We start from the raw sequence: 17,126 nt of genomic DNA, 5'->3' as shown, positions 1-17,126 counted from the left end.
TTATTGGCTAGCGACATCAAGGGCTTTATCGATAGCATCGGGGATCACTGAACCGTGGTTTTTGCCGTCGAATAACCTAAATTCACAGTGCCTTTGGTGGTTTGCAATCTCAGTGCAAACTTGGCGTGTGCTAATCCAACTTTTGCGCGCTTGGTAATTTTGCACTTGTTCAGCGCTCAGTTTGGATAAATCAGGGCTCTCTTCTAAACCGCCTAAAGTCACAAATAGGGGGGAAGCCGCTTGTTTCGCTGTCAGTTTCGCTAAATCTACCATACTTCCTTTACCCCACCATAATGACGGGCTGGCAGAAACATAAAACTGAAAATCATCCGGTTGTTGTTGGTACGCCATCAAGGTAAATAATCCACCAAATGAATGGCCAAATAGGGTTTGTTTGCTTTTATCAATAGGAAACTGTTTTTCTGCCCATGGGCGAATAGTGTCAGTTAAAAATTGGTATAGCGCAGGGGAACCGCCCCCTTGTTTAAATTCGTCACCTGCAACAGGGGGAGTATAGTCGTAGGTTCGCCATGCTTTTGGAAAGGCTTCGTCAATGGGGTAACCAATCCCAATAATAATCGGTAGTTTATCCGCTGGCAGCTTTTCAACTGCGCGATTAACCGCTTTGGGGTATAAACCATTACCATCAAGCATATACAGGATAGGGCGTTGTGCGGTGACATTATAGGGCACTGCACTGTAAATGCGCAGCGCACGGTCACCGTAAGTCATATCCGTTTGTTGGATATCATAAAATTGGCTGACTTGCTCGTCCATACTCGGGATAGTCTGGCTTGGGCGGGAAAATGCGGAACTGGTCATACACAGCAATATGCCACTTAATATGATTTTATTCATTTATTGAGTCTATTTAAGGGTTTTGAGGGTATACCTGAAACAGGCACACCCTCAGAGTTAATTAGAAGCTAACGTTAACGTTCGCCCAATAACGGCGTCCGTCTTCAACATCCCAGTTTCCATCAACTTTATCAATTTTAGGTCCTTTTTCATTACCAATATTTAGCACTGCAAAGTTCAGTTTGGTGTTTTTAAATAATTGGTAGGTTGCACCCACATCCATGGTGGTATAGCCACTACGATAGCGAGGTACTTTTGAGCCATTACGTTGTGCTGCCCACACCTGTTTTCCTTCATAATGCGCACGTGTGTATAAGGTTAGGTCTTCATTGAAGTTCCAATCCAATTTCGCATTAGCGATATGTTTTGGTGTTTTATCCAATGGATAGCCTTTTAAGGAAAGACCATTGCCTAATTTCTCATCATCACTTTTACGTTCTGAATCGGTGTATGTGTAATTTAGGTTGAGGTTCCAATCCTGTGCGATAGGAATGCCCGTTGCAACTTCAACACCTTTGATGTTCGCTTTACCCACATTGTCGTAGGTATATAACGTGAGATTAGGGTGGTTAGGATCGGCTTGATTAAGTGAGTAGCTAGTTAGCTTGTTTTTGAAGTCGGTATTAAAGAAGGTTAAGCTCGCATTAAAGCCAGATTCATGGTTATAGGCAATACTGATTTCTTCACTAACACTTTTTTCCGGTTTGAGGTCTGGATTACCGTAGATAATCCCGTTACCACCTTGGGTAGAGGTGCCATAGCCTTTACTGATTTCACGTAATGTAGGTGCGCGGAAAGCTGAAGAAACGCCCCCTTTAATGGTGATTTCATCGGTTAGGTAGTAAACAGCATAACCCCTTGGGTTCCAATGGTTACCATAGGTTTCGTGGTGATCTAAACGTAGGCCACCCGTTAAGATCAGATCATCTGTTGCGGTAAACTCATTTTCCACAAACAGTGCTGATTGATCGACTGACATACTGGTTTTTTCCATTACGCCTTTTGAAACCAAAGAGCTGTCTTTCAATTTAGAGTACTGGTATTGCCCACCAACGGTTAGGATATTGTCCGGCAGGAAAGCCACCACTTTTCCATCAACAACGGTGTTGGTGATTTCTGGTACGCGAGCCTCATAGCCGCCTTCCCAATGGCCTGTAGTTTGATTACGGTCTTGGGATTTTATTTTACGTTTGGTTTTTTCTTGGTAAACACTTAGCTCAGTATTAAAAGAATCCCACTCACCTTTATAAGTCAGAGCTGCATGGTTACGGTCGTTATGCCACTCTTCTTTAGAGTTATATTGCTTGTCTCCACCACGAATTTCATATTCAGCACCAGATTTACCTGGTGTCGATGTTTTCTCTTGAGTACTACGACCTGCTTCTAGTAAGAAGGTTTGGTTCTCTTGTGGTGTAAAGGTTAATTTAGCTGTTAAGCTGCGGTTATCACGCTGATGATGACCTTCTAAGATTTTATCTTCCTGACGGTAGTTACCACCACCATACAATTGCAGACCAAGTTTATCTTGAATTAATGGGCCAGACAGATAGAAGTTACCGTCAGTCGAGTTACCGCTATCACTGTTTTCTTGGATAATAGCCCCAGTGGTGACGCTGCCATGCCATTCATTAGTCACTTTTTTAGTGATGATATTGATAACACCACCCATTGCATCGGAACCATACAGGGAGGACATAGGTCCACGGATCACTTCGATGCGTTCAATCGCTTCGACAGGTGGCATAAAGCCTGCTTCAAAGCCACCGCTCCCATTAGGACGTGATTCACGGCTGTTTTGACGGCGCCCATCGACCAATATCAGCGTGTATTCGCCGGGTAAGCCACGGATATTAATATCTTGTTTGTTTGCAGCACCAACGACACTTACCCCTTCCACGTCTTTAACGGCGTCGGCGAGGTCACGGACAGGTTTATTTTGTAATTGGTCTGCACTGATCACGGTCACGCTAGCAGGAGCATCACGCAGTTGTTGCGAGAAGCCTGATGCACTGACGACCATGGTATCTGTTTTATTGTCTGCTGCTGTAGCGCTAAATGAAGATAAAGCCGCACAAACACCGGCGGCAATCAGGGTGTAGTGATATTGCGAAGTCATAGTTATCCCTAGTAAATATAAATGAGAATGATAATTATATTGTTTGCGAATATTATCACTAAAACATATCAAAAATAAATAATGAGCTAGCTAATTTATGAGCAATATTTGATCTCAGCTAAGAATTTTCACCTACGGTGTTTTCCCCTTTTACGATTTTTGTCAAGCTTAACGAAAAATTAAGGTTTAACTCTGGTTTATGGTGTTTGGTTGTGCGTGAATTTACTCTAGCGCTAGCATCTACTAGGGAAATTTGAGTTATATGAAACATACATTCAAAATTAGCCTGTATCCTTGGGGATAACCTCGTTAACCTAATGAATAATATTAAGTACTGGTAAAGAGATAAAAGCTGCCCGAAAGGCCAGCAATTACCAACGTACTTCGTTACTCTATTAAGCACCGTATTGAGTTTATTAATGTTGTATTGATGAGGACAAAAATGAAAATCGAGACAATCAGTGGTATTAAAAAGCAAGCGGCAGCCCGCGATAAAAAATGAAAACTCCAAGTTAAAAAATCATAAATATGGTCTAATAAATAGAAATATTCAATCAAAAAAAGAATATCAATAATTGAGTGACGGAATTTTTATCATAATAAATATCATTTGAACTATTTCATTAATTTTTATCGTTAATCTAATTAAGAATGAATTTCATTGTTTTGATAATAAACATTAATCTAATGTTGAACTCTGATTCCCTTTAATTATTTGTTTTATATCAATGAATTAATTTTTTTGTTGGAATTAATTTAATTGTAAATTATTAACTATTGCTTTATTACATATACTTCGTAAATATAGAGGGAGAATTAATATTGATTTCAGACCTTGAGAGTTATTATGAGTCAAGAAACCCATTCAGAAACACATAATCAAAAAACGACTAATGAAAAACGTAGAACAATATGGATAGTGATAGCCACAATAATTATCATTCTATTATTTGTCGCCTACGGTGTTTATTGGTTTTTAGTTTTACGCTTTCAAGAATATACCGATGATGCTTATGTATCTGGCTTACAGATCCCGATAATTGCGCAAACAACAGGTAATGTCACTCAAGTTAACTTTGAAAATACTGACTTGGTAAAGGCGGGGGATGTACTGGTTGTATTGGATAAAACGAATGCGCAATTGGCATTTGAACAAGCCAAACATGATTTAGCGACCACCGTACGCAAAACCAAAGAACTGTATATCAATGGTGATGAGTATCAAGCGCAAATTCAAAAAAATCGTGTGACACTTGCGCAAGCGCAAAAAGATTATCAACGTCGTGTAGCTTTAGGCCGCAGTGGTACCATTTCGAAGGAAGACCTGCAGCACGCCCAAGAAGCTGTACAACTTGCGCAGGCGGCTCTGGATATTTCTATTCAACAATATAATGCCAACCGCGCATTGTTGCGTAATACGGAGCTCAAAAAACAACCTGCAATTCAGCAAGCAGCTGATAGCGTACGCAGTGCGTGGATAAACTTACAACGTACTGAAATTAAAAGCCCAATGACGGGATATGTTTCACGGCGTAATGTTCAAGTCGGCTCTCAAGTCAGTCCGCAAAGTTCTTTAATGGCGATCGTGCCTGTTCAGCCTGTTTGGGTTGATGCGAACTTCAAAGAAACCCAATTAGAAAAAGTCCGTATTGGGCAACCCGTGACCATCAACAGTGATTTTTACGGGGCAGATATTGTTTATAACGGTACCGTGGTTGGGCTTGATATGGGAACTGGTAGTGCTTTCTCATTATTGCCTGCCCAAAATGCGACAGGGAACTGGATTAAAGTCGTACAGCGTTTGCCTGTACGTGTTGAATTAGACCCAGAGCAGGTGGCAAAACACCCGTTACGCATTGGGTTATCTATGAATGTCACCATCGATATTAAAGATCAAAATGGCCCTGTTTTAGCGGAAGTACAGCGTACAGTACCTGCATTTGAAAGTGATGTGTTGGTCTTAAACTTAAGTGATGTCGACCACATCATCGACACTATTATCAGCGATAACGCAGACTAGCTTGAAAGGAGCCGTTGTGGCAGATATTCAACCACTTAAGGGTGCAAAACTGGTATGGGCAACCATTGCGTTGTCCCTTGCGACCTTCATGCAGGTGCTTGATTCCACGATTGCTAACGTGGCTATCCCGACGATTGCAGGTGACCTTGGGGTTTCTATGTCTCAAGGGACATGGGTAATTACCTCGTTTGGCGTATCGAATGCAATTTCTATCGCTATTTCAGGTTACTTGGCGAAGCGCTTTGGTGAAATTCGTGTTTTCTTATGGGCAACGGCGCTTTTCACCTTATTTTCATTACTTTGTGGCTTTTCCGATAGCCTTGGTATGCTAATTTTATACCGCGTATTGCAAGGTGCCGTTGCAGGGCCGGTGATCCCACTTTCTCAAAGCCTTATCATGCGCTGCTATCCTCCAAAAATGCAAAATATGGCGTTAGCATTTTGGTCTATGACCATTATTTTAGCCCCTGTATTCGGTCCTATTTTTGGTGGTTATATTAGTGATAATTTCCATTGGGGCTGGATATTCTTTATGAATGTGCCTTTGGGAATTTTTGTCATTATAGTTGGCTCTATTATCTTCAAAGGGATGGAGTCGAAGGTCGTGAAAGTGCCATTCAATGTGATTGGCTTGGCGCTGCTTTCTGTGGGAGTGGGTTGCTTACAAGTTTTGCTCGACAAAGGTAAGGAACTGGGATGGTTGGCATCTAATGAAATTGTCATCTTAGCCGTTGTTTCAGCTATTGCGTTGGTATTCCTCGTTATTTGGGAACTCACAGATAAAAACCCAATTGTCGAATTATCGTTATTTAAATCGCGCAATTTTACCATCGGAACGATTTCTGTCAGTTTAGCGTATATGGCCTATTTCGGCGCTATTGTCTTGTTGCCGCAACTTTTACAGGAAGTTTATGGCTATACGGCAACATGGGCTGGGCTCGCATTGGCGCCTATAGGCTTATTGCCTGTGTTGTTTTCGGCTCCAGTAGCAAAATTATCCGATTTTCTTGATATCCGCTGGATAGTGACCTTTAGCTTTGTATTTTATGCGATTTGTTTCTTCTGGCGTGCATATACTTTTGAACCGAGCATGGGCTTTTCTGCTGTTGTTTGGCCGCAATTGGTGCAAGGAATGGCGGTAGCTTGCTTCTTTATGCCACTGACCACATTAACCCTTTCAGATTTACCGCCTGAAAAACTCGCTTCGGCATCGAGTTTGGCTAACTTTTTCCGTACCTTAGCGGGTTCAATAGGGACTTCTATTACCACAACGCTGTGGAGTGATAGAGAAGCCGTTCACCATAGTCAATTAACGGAATTTATTACCGATTATAACCCTGAATCCTTAGGGATGTATAAAGAAATGGCAGCCCATGGATTGAGTACCGAACAGACTTCTGGTTTTATTGCTCAGCAAATTACGAGCCAAGGATTAATTATTGCTGCAAATGAAATTTTCTGGTTATACGGTTGGGTATTTATTGCGCTGATTATTACTGTTTGGTTTGCTAAACCGCCATTTGGTAGCAAAGCGAAATAATGGATGGGGCTAAGTATTTTAGCCCCATCTAGCTTATAGCTGGGATTTAGGAATAACATTCTCAAAACTCAAGACAGGCCGGTTCGTTTCGACTTCTTTGAGGGGCTCGACTTCTTTAAAGGTGTTTAAGCAGCGCGTGACTAAGTCTTGATAATCTTTGGTTCCGCTGGTTTTCCATGCAATTTCCTTTTCTGATAAGGTGCGAAGGACTTTTGCAGGTGTACCCACGATAAGACTATTATCGGCGAAAATTGCCTCGGCTTTGATGAAGGCACAAGCACCGACGATAGAGTTCTCGCCAATAACGGCCCCGTCCATAATCACACTGTTCATTCCGACTAAGGCATTACGCTTGATATGGCAACCATGCAAAATCGCCCCATGGCCGATGTGCCCATCTTCTTCCACGATGGTTTCATACTGAGGAAAACCATGCATCACACAGTTATCTTGCACATTGGCGCCATCTTTAATGATTAAGCGACCAAAGTCCCCACGTAAGCTGGCGTTTGGGCCAATGTAAACATTTTTGCCAATAATAACATCACCAATCACCACAGCAGTAGGGTGCACAAAACTTTCAGGACTGACGACGGGCGTAATACCATCGATTTGATAAAAGGGCATACAGGCTCCTGTAATGTGTATTTAGGCGGCTATATCTCTGAGCACTCCACCAAAGCGGCGATAATAAGCGCTGGATGGTTGAGGAAGCTCCCCGACAGTGGTTTCGCACTGTTCAGAAACATATTGGGTTGCCGCTTGATCAATGCGTTGATAAATGTTGGTACAAAGATGGCGTGCAATATGGCCTTCCCATTGTGCAGGAAGGAGTTCATCTGGTAATAACGGGTCTTTAAGCGTGACACGGCGGTAGAAATGGATCAGCAGTAAACGTAGCTGAAAGCAGTGTTCAGGGGAAATCTGTGTGTCAGTATTTTCTTTAAGGAGTAATGCAAGTGGCCTAAATAAGGAAATAAACTGATGATAATGTTCTGAAATATCTTGCAAAGACCAAGCATGAGAAACCAGTTCTTTGAGATTTTTTTCTGAGCGGCTATAGGGGTAATCCGCGTGAAAATAGATGGCATTTTCAGTGGCATTGAGTTCATTGAGTAGTGTCGGTACATCACTTTGGGCACAACTGGGTGCTGCCATGAGTGATGTATTAAATTGCCCGAAACCGAGCCAACTCAGTTCCTTTTTTAATCTGATCTTTTCGTCTTTATCCGCCGTTTCAAGGAGGAGTAAATCCCATTTTCCATCCCAATCAGGCTGCCCGGCTAGATAAATTTTATTTTCTGCACGGCGAAAGCGACTTTGCCCGCGCTCAGAAATACGGTAATAGCTGCGACGGCCAATTTTTTCGACATCAAGCCAACCTTCTTTTTGTAAGCGAAAAACGGAAGTTCGGACAAAGCGGTCAGTAAAGCCCATGGGTTCTAACAGCTTAGTCAAGCTTCCTAACCACACTTCACCACCACGATGATGCAAAGCATCACCATAGAGTGAGCTAATTAGAGACGTCCCACTAATGGGTTGGCTTGCTATTGCATGTTGTATGAATTGGTTAAGTTTATTTTCCATTTATATTTTATCTATAAAATTTATGTATCAGAAGGCTTACTAAATAGTAGACATAAATTTAAAGGTTGTCTTCCATTACCTGTTTTAACACTTTCTCAGAGATTAAGGCATATCAGAGTAGTTCATTCCAATATGCCTTAATAATTTGAATTAAATCGCAATTCTAGTATCAATTACCCGTTCAGCTTTGCCTTGAGAGCGTGGAATATCACCGCAATTTACAATACTAATACGGGTGCTAATACCTACCATCGATTTGATTCGATGCTTTAAATGGTGGCAGATATTACAGCGTTCATCATAAGTGAGCTGTTCAGGGTGTTTGAGCTCAACACGAACAGATAAGTTGTCCATATTGCCTTGGCGACCAATTTCTAATTGGTAATGAGGGGAAAGCTCCTTAAATTGCATGATTTGTTCTTCAATTTGAGAAGGGAATACATTCACGCCACGAATAATCATCATGTCATCGGAACGTCCGGTAATTTTACCAATTCGACGCATGTTACGATTGACCCCCTGCATCAGGTGGGTAAGGTCACGTGTTCGGTAACGAATAACAGGCATGGCTTCTTTTGTCAGGGTAGTAAACACTAACTCACCATGCTCACCCGCCCCTAATGGTTTTAAGGTATTGGGGGAAATAATTTCTGGATAAAAATGGTCTTCCCAGATAGTGGGGCCACTCTCTCCTGAGTCTGCGCACTCCATAGCAACGCCAGGCCCCATCACTTCAGATAAACCGTAAATGTCTAATGCTTTGATACCAAGACGGGTTTCAATTTCTGTTCTGAGGGATTCAGTCCAAGGTTCAGCACCAAAGACACCTAATCTAAGTGAGCACTTACTAGCATCTCCACCCATGATTTTTTCAAGCTCATCAATAATACTCAAGCAGTAAGAGGGCGTTACCATTATCACATCGGGTTTGAAATCAGCGATCAGTTGTGCTTGTTTTTCAGTTTGCCCACCTGACATAGGAATGACTGCGGCTCCTAGGCGTTCTGCACCATAGTGAGCGCCTAGCCCTCCGGTGAATAAACCATAGCCGTAAGCAACGTGGACTTTATCGCCTCGGACAGTGCCAGCAGAACGTAAACTACGCGCAATCAGGTCAGCCCAGTTATCGATATCTCGCTGGGTGTAACCGACCACAGTTGGGCGCCCAGTCGTTCCTGAAGAGGCATGAATACGGATGATTTGGTCCATTGGCACAGCAAAGGTGCTAAATGGGTAGTTTTCACGTAAATCCTGTTTGGTCGTGTAAGGAAATTTTTCGATATCGCTGAGTTGTTTGAAATCGTCAGGGTGAACCCCTGCATCATCGAATTTCTTGCGATACATCGGGACATTTTCATAGGCGTGAGTGAGTGTCCACTTCATTCGAGAGTACTGTAAAGACTCGATCTCATCTCGCGATGCAAATTCAATTGGGTCGATGCTATCTTGTATATTGCTCATAATTGCCTGTCCTCATAATTATTATGGTTACCAGTTCACGCTAATGCATGACGTTTCTGGTATTTGCCTGAGCAGGTGTCGGGTTTTCAGGCTGTTTTTATTTGTATTAAGACGTTGTTCAGACTCGTTCAATAATCATTGCGATCCCTTGGCCAACCCCGATACACATGGTGCATAATGCATAACGACCTTGTCTGCGGTGTAGTTCATTGATAGCGGCAATAACAAGCCTTGCTCCACTCATTCCAAGTGGATGGCCTAGTGAAATTGCCCCTCCGTTTGGGTTAACGTGTGAGGCATCATCAGGTAAACCAAGCCCCCTTAAAACGGCGAGTGCTTGCGCGGCAAAGGCTTCGTTTAGTTCAATAACATCCATTTGTTCGATGGTGAGCCCTGCCATTTTTAATACTTTTTGCGAGGCAGGGAGTGGACCGATCCCCATCAATCTTGGCTCAACGCCGCAAGTGGCTGTAGCGATGATACGAGCCCGCGGTGTTAACCCTTGTTGTTTGGCGATAGTGTCGGATGCGATAATCAGTGCGGCGGCTCCGTCATTAACACCGGAAGCATTACCAGCCGTTACAGTCCCGTTATCGCGAAATGGGGTTTTTAGTTTTTGTAATTGTTCAAATGTCGTTTCTGCTCTTGGATGCTCGTCTTCACTGACGACGTATTCATTTTTACGTTGTTTAACCGTTACAGGGATGATTTCTTTCGCAAAAATACCGTTAACTTTGGCAGTTTCAGTGCGTTGTTGGCTACGTAATGCAAAAGCATCTTGGTCTTCACGGCTAATTTGGTAAGTTTCTGCCACATTTTCCGCAGTTTCTGGCATCGAATCTGTGGAAAACTGTTGTTCCATCAACGGGTTGATAAAGCGCCAGCCAATAGTGGTATCAAATACTTGCGCTTGACGAGAGAATGCAGATTCTGGTTTACCCATCACAAACGGCGCTCGGCTCATGGATTCGACGCCTCCGGCAATCATGAGCCCAGACTCACCAGCTTTGATACTTCTTGCCGCTAATGCTATAGCGTCTAGCCCAGAACCACATAGGCGGTTAATGGTGGTACCAGAAACAGAAACAGGTAGCCCAGATAACAGCCCCGCCATACGTGCTACATTACGGTTGTCTTCCCCTGCTTGATTTGCGCAACCTAAAATGATGTCGTCAGTTAATGACCAATCAAGTTGCGGGTGCCTTTCCATTAAGGCTTTTAATGGAACAGTGGCAAGGTCATCAGGGCGTAATGATGATAAAGCACCACCGTAGCGGCCAATGGGAGTGCGGACACCATCACAAATAAACGCATCTATCATGATTGTTCTCCTGTTAAACGATGGCCTAACCGATGAGAACGACCGTGGAACAGCGCAAGCGTTTTACCATCTTGGTTAGTTATCTCGACTTCATATAAACCGTTACGTTTACCTTGGTGTTTCATCGTGGCGGTCGCGGTAAGCAGGTCACCTTCAAAACCGGGACGAATAAAATCAATGGAGCACATGGAAGCAACGGCAGCATGCCCTTGGCTATTACAGGCGTAGGCAAACGCGGTGTCGGCAAGGCTAAATAATTGCCCTCCGTGGCAGGTTTTATGGCCATTAAGCATCTGTGCTGTGATCGGCATTTTCAATTGCGCAAAACCTTCCTCGACTTTTTCAATGGACATACCCATCGCTTTTGCGCATGCATCATCACGGTACATAATGTGAGCTGATTGCTGAGCCAGCGTAATGTTTGGCAATGAAATCATGGTAGCTCCTTGAAAGTTAAAGATTGATAACCTGCGGCTAATTGCCTTAAAAGTGGGTTTGGCCGATAACGACTGTCTCCATAAAACTGAGTCAAATTTTCAAGTACTGACAGCACACGTTGCCAGCCTAGCTGCCTACCCCAAGCGAGTGGGCCTTTAGGGTAATTCACGCCAAAACACATGGCATTATCGGTATCTAATGCCGTTGCAATTCCTTTATTGACGATATCTAACGCTTCATTGCATAGCATCGCGACTGTCCTCATGGTTAACAGCGCTGGGTAGTCTGGTAATACAATTACGTGTTTACCTAATGATTGAAAAAACGCGATAGCTTGCTGGTTTTGTTGCGCATTATTTTGCGATGCACAGCTTAACGTGATGGTTGTTGCGGTAAGGTAATTTACCGATAAGTCAAAATGCACGACGGCTTGTTTTTGTGTTTGCGCATGTGACGATGCCAATTCACCATTTGTTAACATAATAATAACGCCATTAACAATAAGTGTCGGGGATTGATCAGAATGTTGTGTTAATCCTTCGAGAGAGATCCCATTTTCAGTTAAAAGCCGCGCGAACTCAGGAAATATCTGCCAGTTGCCATGCGCTTTTATATTTTGGGGCTGCTCAAGGTGAATTTTTTCTGCAATTGAAGGTAAAGGTTGAGGTTTATTATCATCATAATGATAAAACCCTTGCTTCGATTTACGGCCTAAATGGCCTGCTTGGACTAATTCCAATTGCATTAATGAGGTTTGAAAGCGTGGGTCATAACCGAAGGCCTGAAATACTGATTCAGTCACCGCATAGTTTACATCATGGCCAATTAAATCAGTTAGTTGTAGTGGGCCCATGGCAAAACCCCCAGCGTCACGTATTGCGCTGTCTAATGTGGCAGGAGACGCAATTTGTTCTTCAAGGGCACGCATTGTTTCGGCGTAGAAAGGCCGAGCCACTCGGTTGACAATAAAACCGGGGGTGGAACGGCAAATTACGGGGATTTTTCCAAATGATAAAGTTAGGGCTTTTAACTGTTCAATGACGGTGTTAGATGTTTCTAGCCCTCGAACGATTTCAACTAATTTCATCACGGGGGCGGGGTTAAAAAAGTGCAGGCCTGCAAGACGCTCGGGGTGTGTTAGCTGCCGCCCAATGGCGGTAATCGATAATGAAGATGTATTACTGGCAAATAGCGTATTTTTGCTGCAAATCGCTTCTAATTCACTAAAAATTGCCTGTTTTATTTCCAGATTTTCAGCAACGGCTTCAATGACTAATTGTGCATCCGACAGTGCCGAGAGGCTTTTTACCACTGCGATTTTTGCGATAATCGCCTCCGTGACCTCTAGTTTTGCTTTCCCTTGCTCAACACGTTTGCGTAAACGTTGGGTCATCGTTGATAAACTACGGCTTAACACATCTTGGTTCACATCAAACAGTAAGACGGATAACCCCGCTGTTGCTGCCACTTGTGCAATGCCAATCCCCATGGTTCCAGCGCCAATTACCGCGATGGTGTTGATAGTATGATTCAAAGGTAATGTCATGGTTAGCATCCTTTGAACTGGGGTTCACGTTTATTTAAAAAAGCATTGACCGCTTCGCGATAATCCTCACTTCGACCGCCAAGGCGTTGTAAGTCACGCTCAAGGTTGAGTTGCTCATCGAGAGTATTGGTTGCCGCGGCATAAATGGCCTTTTTGATAAGCCCTAAACCATAAGTCGGTTGGGTTGCAAGGTGTTGTGCGAGCTGTTGAGTGGTATTAATGAGTTCTTCATTTTCAGTGACCTGCCAAATCATTCCCCACTGTAATGCTTGCTCCGCACTTATTTTATCGCCTAATAATGCCATCCCCATTGCCCGTGCATGGCCTGCTAATTGAGGTAAAAACCAGCTTCCTCCTGAGTCAGGAACCAAGCCAAGGCGGCAAAAAGATTGAATAAAACTGGCATTTTTTGCGGCAATGACAATATCGCCTGCGAGTGCAATGGCGGCGCCTGCACCTGCGGCCACACCATTGACCGCGCAAATAATCGGTTTCGGTAATGCGGTTAGGCGGCGGATCAAGGGGTTATAGTAAGTTTCAACGGAGAATCCGAGATCAGGAGCGTCACTGCCCACGCTCACATTGCGATCATTTAGATCTTGTCCGGCACAAAATCCACGGCCTGCACCGGTGATCACTAAACAGCGTACGGTTTCATCGCGTTCCGCTATTTTGATAGCCTCACTGAGTTGGCGATGCATCTCATCATTAAAGCTATTCAGCCTATCAGGGCGGTTGAGAGTGATGGTGAGAACCCCATTTTCTAACGTAGTGAGGATCATTGCTTCATTATTCATGATTATTGTCCTGTAAATTGAGGTTTTCGTTTTTCGAAGAATGCCTCGATCCCTTCACGTCGATCGTTGGTACCCGCTAAAGTCACAAAATATTGGCGCTCAAGTTGTAACCCCTCGGTAAGATGGTTTTCTTGAGAATGCACCAGTGATGCTTTTGCGGCTTGTACGGCTAAAGGCGCATGCATTGCGATGTGCTCTGCCAGCTTTTGGGCGCGTTCTAGCACCAATTCATCCACACAAATTTCACTGATTAACCCTGCTTGCAACGCATGTTTAGCACTGATTGGTTCACCTGTTAGTACCATTTGCATGGCGAGGGATTTGCCCACGGCACGAATTAAACGCTGTGTCCCCCCGGCTCCGGGCATTAAACCCAGAGTAATTTCGGGTAAACCGAAACGAGCTGATTCACCAGCAATAATGATGTCGCTGGCGAGTAATAATTCAAAACCTGCACCCAGTGCATAACCATTCGCAGCACTAATAATGGGTTTTGATATCGCGGATAACCTGCGCCAAACTTGGGGGCGTTTATCGGTGATCGTATTAGCAACAGTTTGTTGCTGTAGTTCTTTAAGATCGGCTCCTGCAGCGAAAAAACGCGGATTTCCGGTGATCACGATCGCACCAATCTCATCATTGATTTGTGCTTGCTCGAGGTGCTGAACCAGCAATTCTAAACAGGCGGTGCTCAGGGCATTACGTACTTCTGGGCGGTTTAACGTCAGAGTCAAAACCCGGTTATGTTGTTGTGATAAAATCCAATGGTTTTCCATTACAGTTCCTACACGTCAAAGTCTAAAACAACACCATCGCCTTTTGGCCACGCTTGGCAACTAAGAATGTACCCAGCCGCGATTTGGTCGGGCTCAAGGCTGTAATTAACCCCCATTTCCACTTCACCAGAGCGCAATTTACATTTGCAGGTTGCGCAAACGCCGCCTTTACAGGCATAGGGTAAATCCGCGCCTTGGCGCAGTGCGGCATCCAAAATACTGTCGTCTTGGCTATCCATGGCGATGTCCATGGTTCTACCATCGAGGTGAATACTGACTTTGCGTGTTTCGCTAGTCATGGCGGTTACGGGCTTGAATTTAGTGCCTGAAGTATTGAAGCGCTCGGTGTGAACATATTCTTTAGGCATGCCATAACCGACTAAAGTGTCGTGAACCTCATTCATCATGCTGTCGGGCCCACAAATAAATGCTCGGTCAAATTGCTTAAAATTCAATAAGGTGTTATTTAAGGCTCTGAGTTGTTGTTGGTTAATTCTACCGCTGAGTAGCTCGCTATCTTGCTGTTCTTGGCTGAACAGGTAGAGAACTTGGAAGCGTGTTGCAAAACGATTTTTTAGGTCTGAAATGCTCTCTTTAAACATCACTGAGCGGCTATTTCGATTACCATAAATCAGTACAAAACTGCTTTTTGGCTCAGTTTGTAATGTGGCTTTAATGATGGAGAGCAATGGCGTGATCCCAGAGCCAGCAGCGACGGCAAGGTAATGTGCATGGGTATCTGCTACGGGTTGGTAACCAAATTGCCCCTGTGGAACCATCACATCAAGGCTATCGCCAACTCGTAACTCTTGGTTAACGAAATTAGAGAAACGCCCTTCGTAAATCGCTTTTACTCCAATTTTTAGCGTGTTTTCATCCGGTGAGCTGCAAATGGAATAACAGCGGCGTAGGTTTTCGCCATTGATAGAGGCTTTTAATGTCAGGTGTTGCCCTGGGCGGTAATGATATTGCTCTCGTAATGTATCGGGTACATTAAAAGTAATGGCGACAGCATCAGGGGTGTCACGTTCAATGGCAGCGATACTTAAACGATGAAATACAGTCATATGGGTGCCCCTAAATACATTTAAAGTAATCAAACGGTTCTAAGCATTCAGTGCATCGATACAATGCCTTACATGCAGTGGAACCAAATTCACTAATTTTTTCGGTCTGTTCGCTGTCACAACGTGGGCAACGAACCGCGCCTTTGTGTTCTGGGTGCTCGCAGGACGTACCTTGCGGAGGTGCGATACCAAATTCACGCAAGCGTCTTTTCGCATCTTGGTTCATCCAATCCGTTGTCCAAGCGGGTGTTAACAGAATTTCGATGTCGATATTTGGAAAACCGGCATTACCGAGAACAGTTTTGATTTCATTGATTAAAAATTCAGTTGCTGGGCAACCTGAATAGGTAGGTGTAAAAATAACTTTCCAGCCCTGAGCTGCCGGCAGCACGTTGCGGATCATGCCAAGATCAGTAATAGAGAGTGCGGGTAGTTCAGGATCGGGTATTTGGTGGAGCTGCTGCCAGATCTGGTGAACCTGGGGCGATTGAAGCTCGCGATGTTGCAGTCTCTGTTCCATAACATCACCACTGGCAGTTCGGATAAGCACGTTGCACAAACTGCAATTGCGTTAATAACAAGCCCAAGTGCTGAGTATGGCTGCCTTGCTTGCCGCCTAAGCGATACGCTTTTTTCTCTGGCACAGTGAGGGTCGCTTCAGTGAATGTTTCGTTAATGGTGTTTAACCATGCGGCTTGTAAAGAACGTGGGTCAACAGCGATGCCTAATTCGCTAAGTGCGATTTCAACGTCATCAGCATGGAAAAGTTCGCCAGTAAAACGCCATAACTCATTGACTGAACGTTGGATTCGTTGATGGCTTTCTTCACTGCCATCCCCTAAACGGACCATCCAGCCACGGCTAAAACGCAAGTGATAAACGGCTTCTTTGAGGGACTTCTCAGCAATGGCAGACAGTTGTTCATCACGGCTATGAATTAGCGCTTCATATAATGGAACATGATATGCATCCATAAAAAATTGGCGCACTAAAGTGTCATCAAAGCCATTGTTGGGTTGTTCAACCAATAATAAATTGCTGAACTCTCGTTCATCGCGCAAGAAGGCTAGGGTGTCTTCATCGCATTCAGGCCCTTTTAATTGCGCGGCATAGTTTAAAAAGTTACGCGCTTGCCCTAGCAAATCTAAGCCGATATTGGATAACGCAAGGTCAATTTCGAGCTCAGGGGCATGGCCGCACCATTCGCACAGGCGCTGCGCTAAAATTAAGGGGGTATCGCCAAGTCGTAATGTGTAATCGTGGAGCTGTTGTTGTTGGTTCATGGCAAGCTCCTTACATATTCTTGATACCATCAGGGATGGTATAGAAGGTTGGGTGACGATAGACCTTGGTATCCGCAGGGTCGAAGAACGTACTTTTATCTTCAGGCTGTGAGGCAATTAAATGTGCGGCCTTCACCACCCAAATTGAGCAGCCTTCACTGCGCCTTGTATACGCATCGCGGGCATTTTCCAGCGCCATTTGGTCATCAGCAGCATGTAAACTGCCAACATGGCGATGCGCAAGCCCTTGCTTACTACGGACAAAAACTTCATATAAAGGCCAATCTTGATTGCTCATGGTGTTTTCCTTTTTGTA

General features: G+C 44.0%; 16 protein-coding genes. 2 read left to right on the top strand and 14 right to left on the bottom strand.

All coding sequences use genetic code 11. The annotated features are described in order from the left end of the window. Together PR725_RS14060 and PR725_RS14055 are read right to left on the bottom strand one after the other, a co-directional pair. Positions 1-858, bottom strand: coding sequence for an alpha/beta hydrolase (locus tag PR725_RS14060; RefSeq protein ID WP_042851465.1), 858 nt, complete (start codon positions 856-858; stop codon positions 1-3). A gap of 61 nt (positions 859-919) precedes the next feature. Beyond that, entirely contained in the window at positions 920-2,974 is a 2,055-nt protein-coding gene (locus PR725_RS14055; RefSeq protein ID WP_004266158.1) for a TonB-dependent receptor domain-containing protein, read from the bottom strand. Between the two features lie 847 nt (positions 2,975-3,821). Between PR725_RS14055 and emrA the strand changes: the two genes are divergently transcribed. Both emrA and PR725_RS14045 read left to right on the top strand, forming a co-directional pair. After that, entirely contained in the window at positions 3,822-4,994 is a 1,173-nt protein-coding gene (emrA, locus tag PR725_RS14050) for a multidrug efflux MFS transporter periplasmic adaptor subunit EmrA (protein WP_109912360.1), read from the top strand. A 16-nt stretch (positions 4,995-5,010) separates the two neighbouring features. Continuing rightward, a complete protein-coding gene (locus PR725_RS14045; protein WP_272569456.1) occupies positions 5,011-6,534 on the top strand; it encodes a DHA2 family efflux MFS transporter permease subunit in 1,524 nt (507 codons plus the stop codon). Between the two features lie 33 nt (positions 6,535-6,567). Here the strand turns inward: PR725_RS14045 and paaY are convergent, their stop codons facing one another. The 12 genes from paaY to paaB form a co-directional block, all read right to left on the bottom strand. Next, positions 6,568-7,161 (bottom strand): phenylacetic acid degradation protein PaaY, encoded by a 594-nt coding sequence (paaY, locus tag PR725_RS14040; protein WP_004266156.1) that lies wholly within the window; start codon positions 7,159-7,161, stop codon positions 6,568-6,570. Positions 7,162-7,182: 21 nt separating this feature from the next. Continuing rightward, on the bottom strand, positions 7,183-8,121 hold the full coding sequence (gene paaX, locus PR725_RS14035) for a phenylacetic acid degradation operon negative regulatory protein PaaX (RefSeq protein WP_109912363.1): 939 nt from the start codon (positions 8,119-8,121) through the stop codon (positions 7,183-7,185). A 150-nt stretch (positions 8,122-8,271) separates the two neighbouring features. Further along, on the bottom strand, positions 8,272-9,582 hold the full coding sequence (gene paaK, locus PR725_RS14030) for a phenylacetate--CoA ligase PaaK (RefSeq protein ID WP_109912365.1): 1,311 nt from the start codon (positions 9,580-9,582) through the stop codon (positions 8,272-8,274). A gap of 118 nt (positions 9,583-9,700) precedes the next feature. After that, entirely contained in the window at positions 9,701-10,903 is a 1,203-nt protein-coding gene (gene pcaF, locus PR725_RS14025; RefSeq protein WP_109912368.1) for a 3-oxoadipyl-CoA thiolase, read from the bottom strand. Further along, positions 10,900-11,340, bottom strand: a complete 441-nt coding sequence (gene paaI, locus PR725_RS14020) for a hydroxyphenylacetyl-CoA thioesterase PaaI (protein ID WP_004266152.1) — start codon at positions 11,338-11,340, stop codon at positions 10,900-10,902. Before paaI ends, pcaF begins: the two co-directional genes overlap by 4 nt. Next, positions 11,337-12,887, bottom strand: coding sequence for a 3-hydroxyacyl-CoA dehydrogenase (locus tag PR725_RS14015; protein WP_109912370.1), 1,551 nt, complete (start codon positions 12,885-12,887; stop codon positions 11,337-11,339). Before PR725_RS14015 ends, paaI begins: the two co-directional genes overlap by 4 nt. A 2-nt stretch (positions 12,888-12,889) precedes the next feature. Further along, entirely contained in the window at positions 12,890-13,684 is a 795-nt protein-coding gene (gene paaG, locus PR725_RS14010) for a 2-(1,2-epoxy-1,2-dihydrophenyl)acetyl-CoA isomerase PaaG (RefSeq protein WP_272569451.1), read from the bottom strand. Between the two features lie 2 nt (positions 13,685-13,686). Next, a complete protein-coding gene (gene paaF, locus PR725_RS14005; protein WP_117162926.1) occupies positions 13,687-14,460 on the bottom strand; it encodes a 2,3-dehydroadipyl-CoA hydratase PaaF in 774 nt (257 codons plus the stop codon). A gap of 8 nt (positions 14,461-14,468) precedes the next feature. Continuing rightward, a complete protein-coding gene (paaE, locus tag PR725_RS14000; protein ID WP_109912375.1) occupies positions 14,469-15,527 on the bottom strand; it encodes a 1,2-phenylacetyl-CoA epoxidase subunit PaaE in 1,059 nt (352 codons plus the stop codon). Between the two features lie 10 nt (positions 15,528-15,537). Then, positions 15,538-16,047, bottom strand: a complete 510-nt coding sequence (paaD, locus tag PR725_RS13995) for a 1,2-phenylacetyl-CoA epoxidase subunit PaaD (protein ID WP_109912376.1) — start codon at positions 16,045-16,047, stop codon at positions 15,538-15,540. Between the two features lie 4 nt (positions 16,048-16,051). Continuing rightward, entirely contained in the window at positions 16,052-16,810 is a 759-nt protein-coding gene (gene paaC, locus PR725_RS13990; RefSeq protein ID WP_272569446.1) for a 1,2-phenylacetyl-CoA epoxidase subunit PaaC, read from the bottom strand. A gap of 10 nt (positions 16,811-16,820) precedes the next feature. After that, positions 16,821-17,108 carry a 1,2-phenylacetyl-CoA epoxidase subunit PaaB gene (paaB, locus tag PR725_RS13985; protein WP_004262911.1) on the bottom strand — a complete coding sequence of 96 codons (288 nt, stop codon included), beginning with the start codon at positions 17,106-17,108 and terminating at the stop codon, positions 16,821-16,823. Between the last annotated feature and the right edge of the window lie 18 nt (positions 17,109-17,126).

The sequence above is a fragment of the Providencia sp. PROV255 genome (assembly GCF_028478065.1).
Taxonomy (GTDB): domain Bacteria; phylum Pseudomonadota; class Gammaproteobacteria; order Enterobacterales; family Enterobacteriaceae; genus Providencia; species Providencia rettgeri.
Note: the sequence above shows the minus strand (reverse complement) of the source record. Positions and strands in the feature narration are given on the sequence as shown.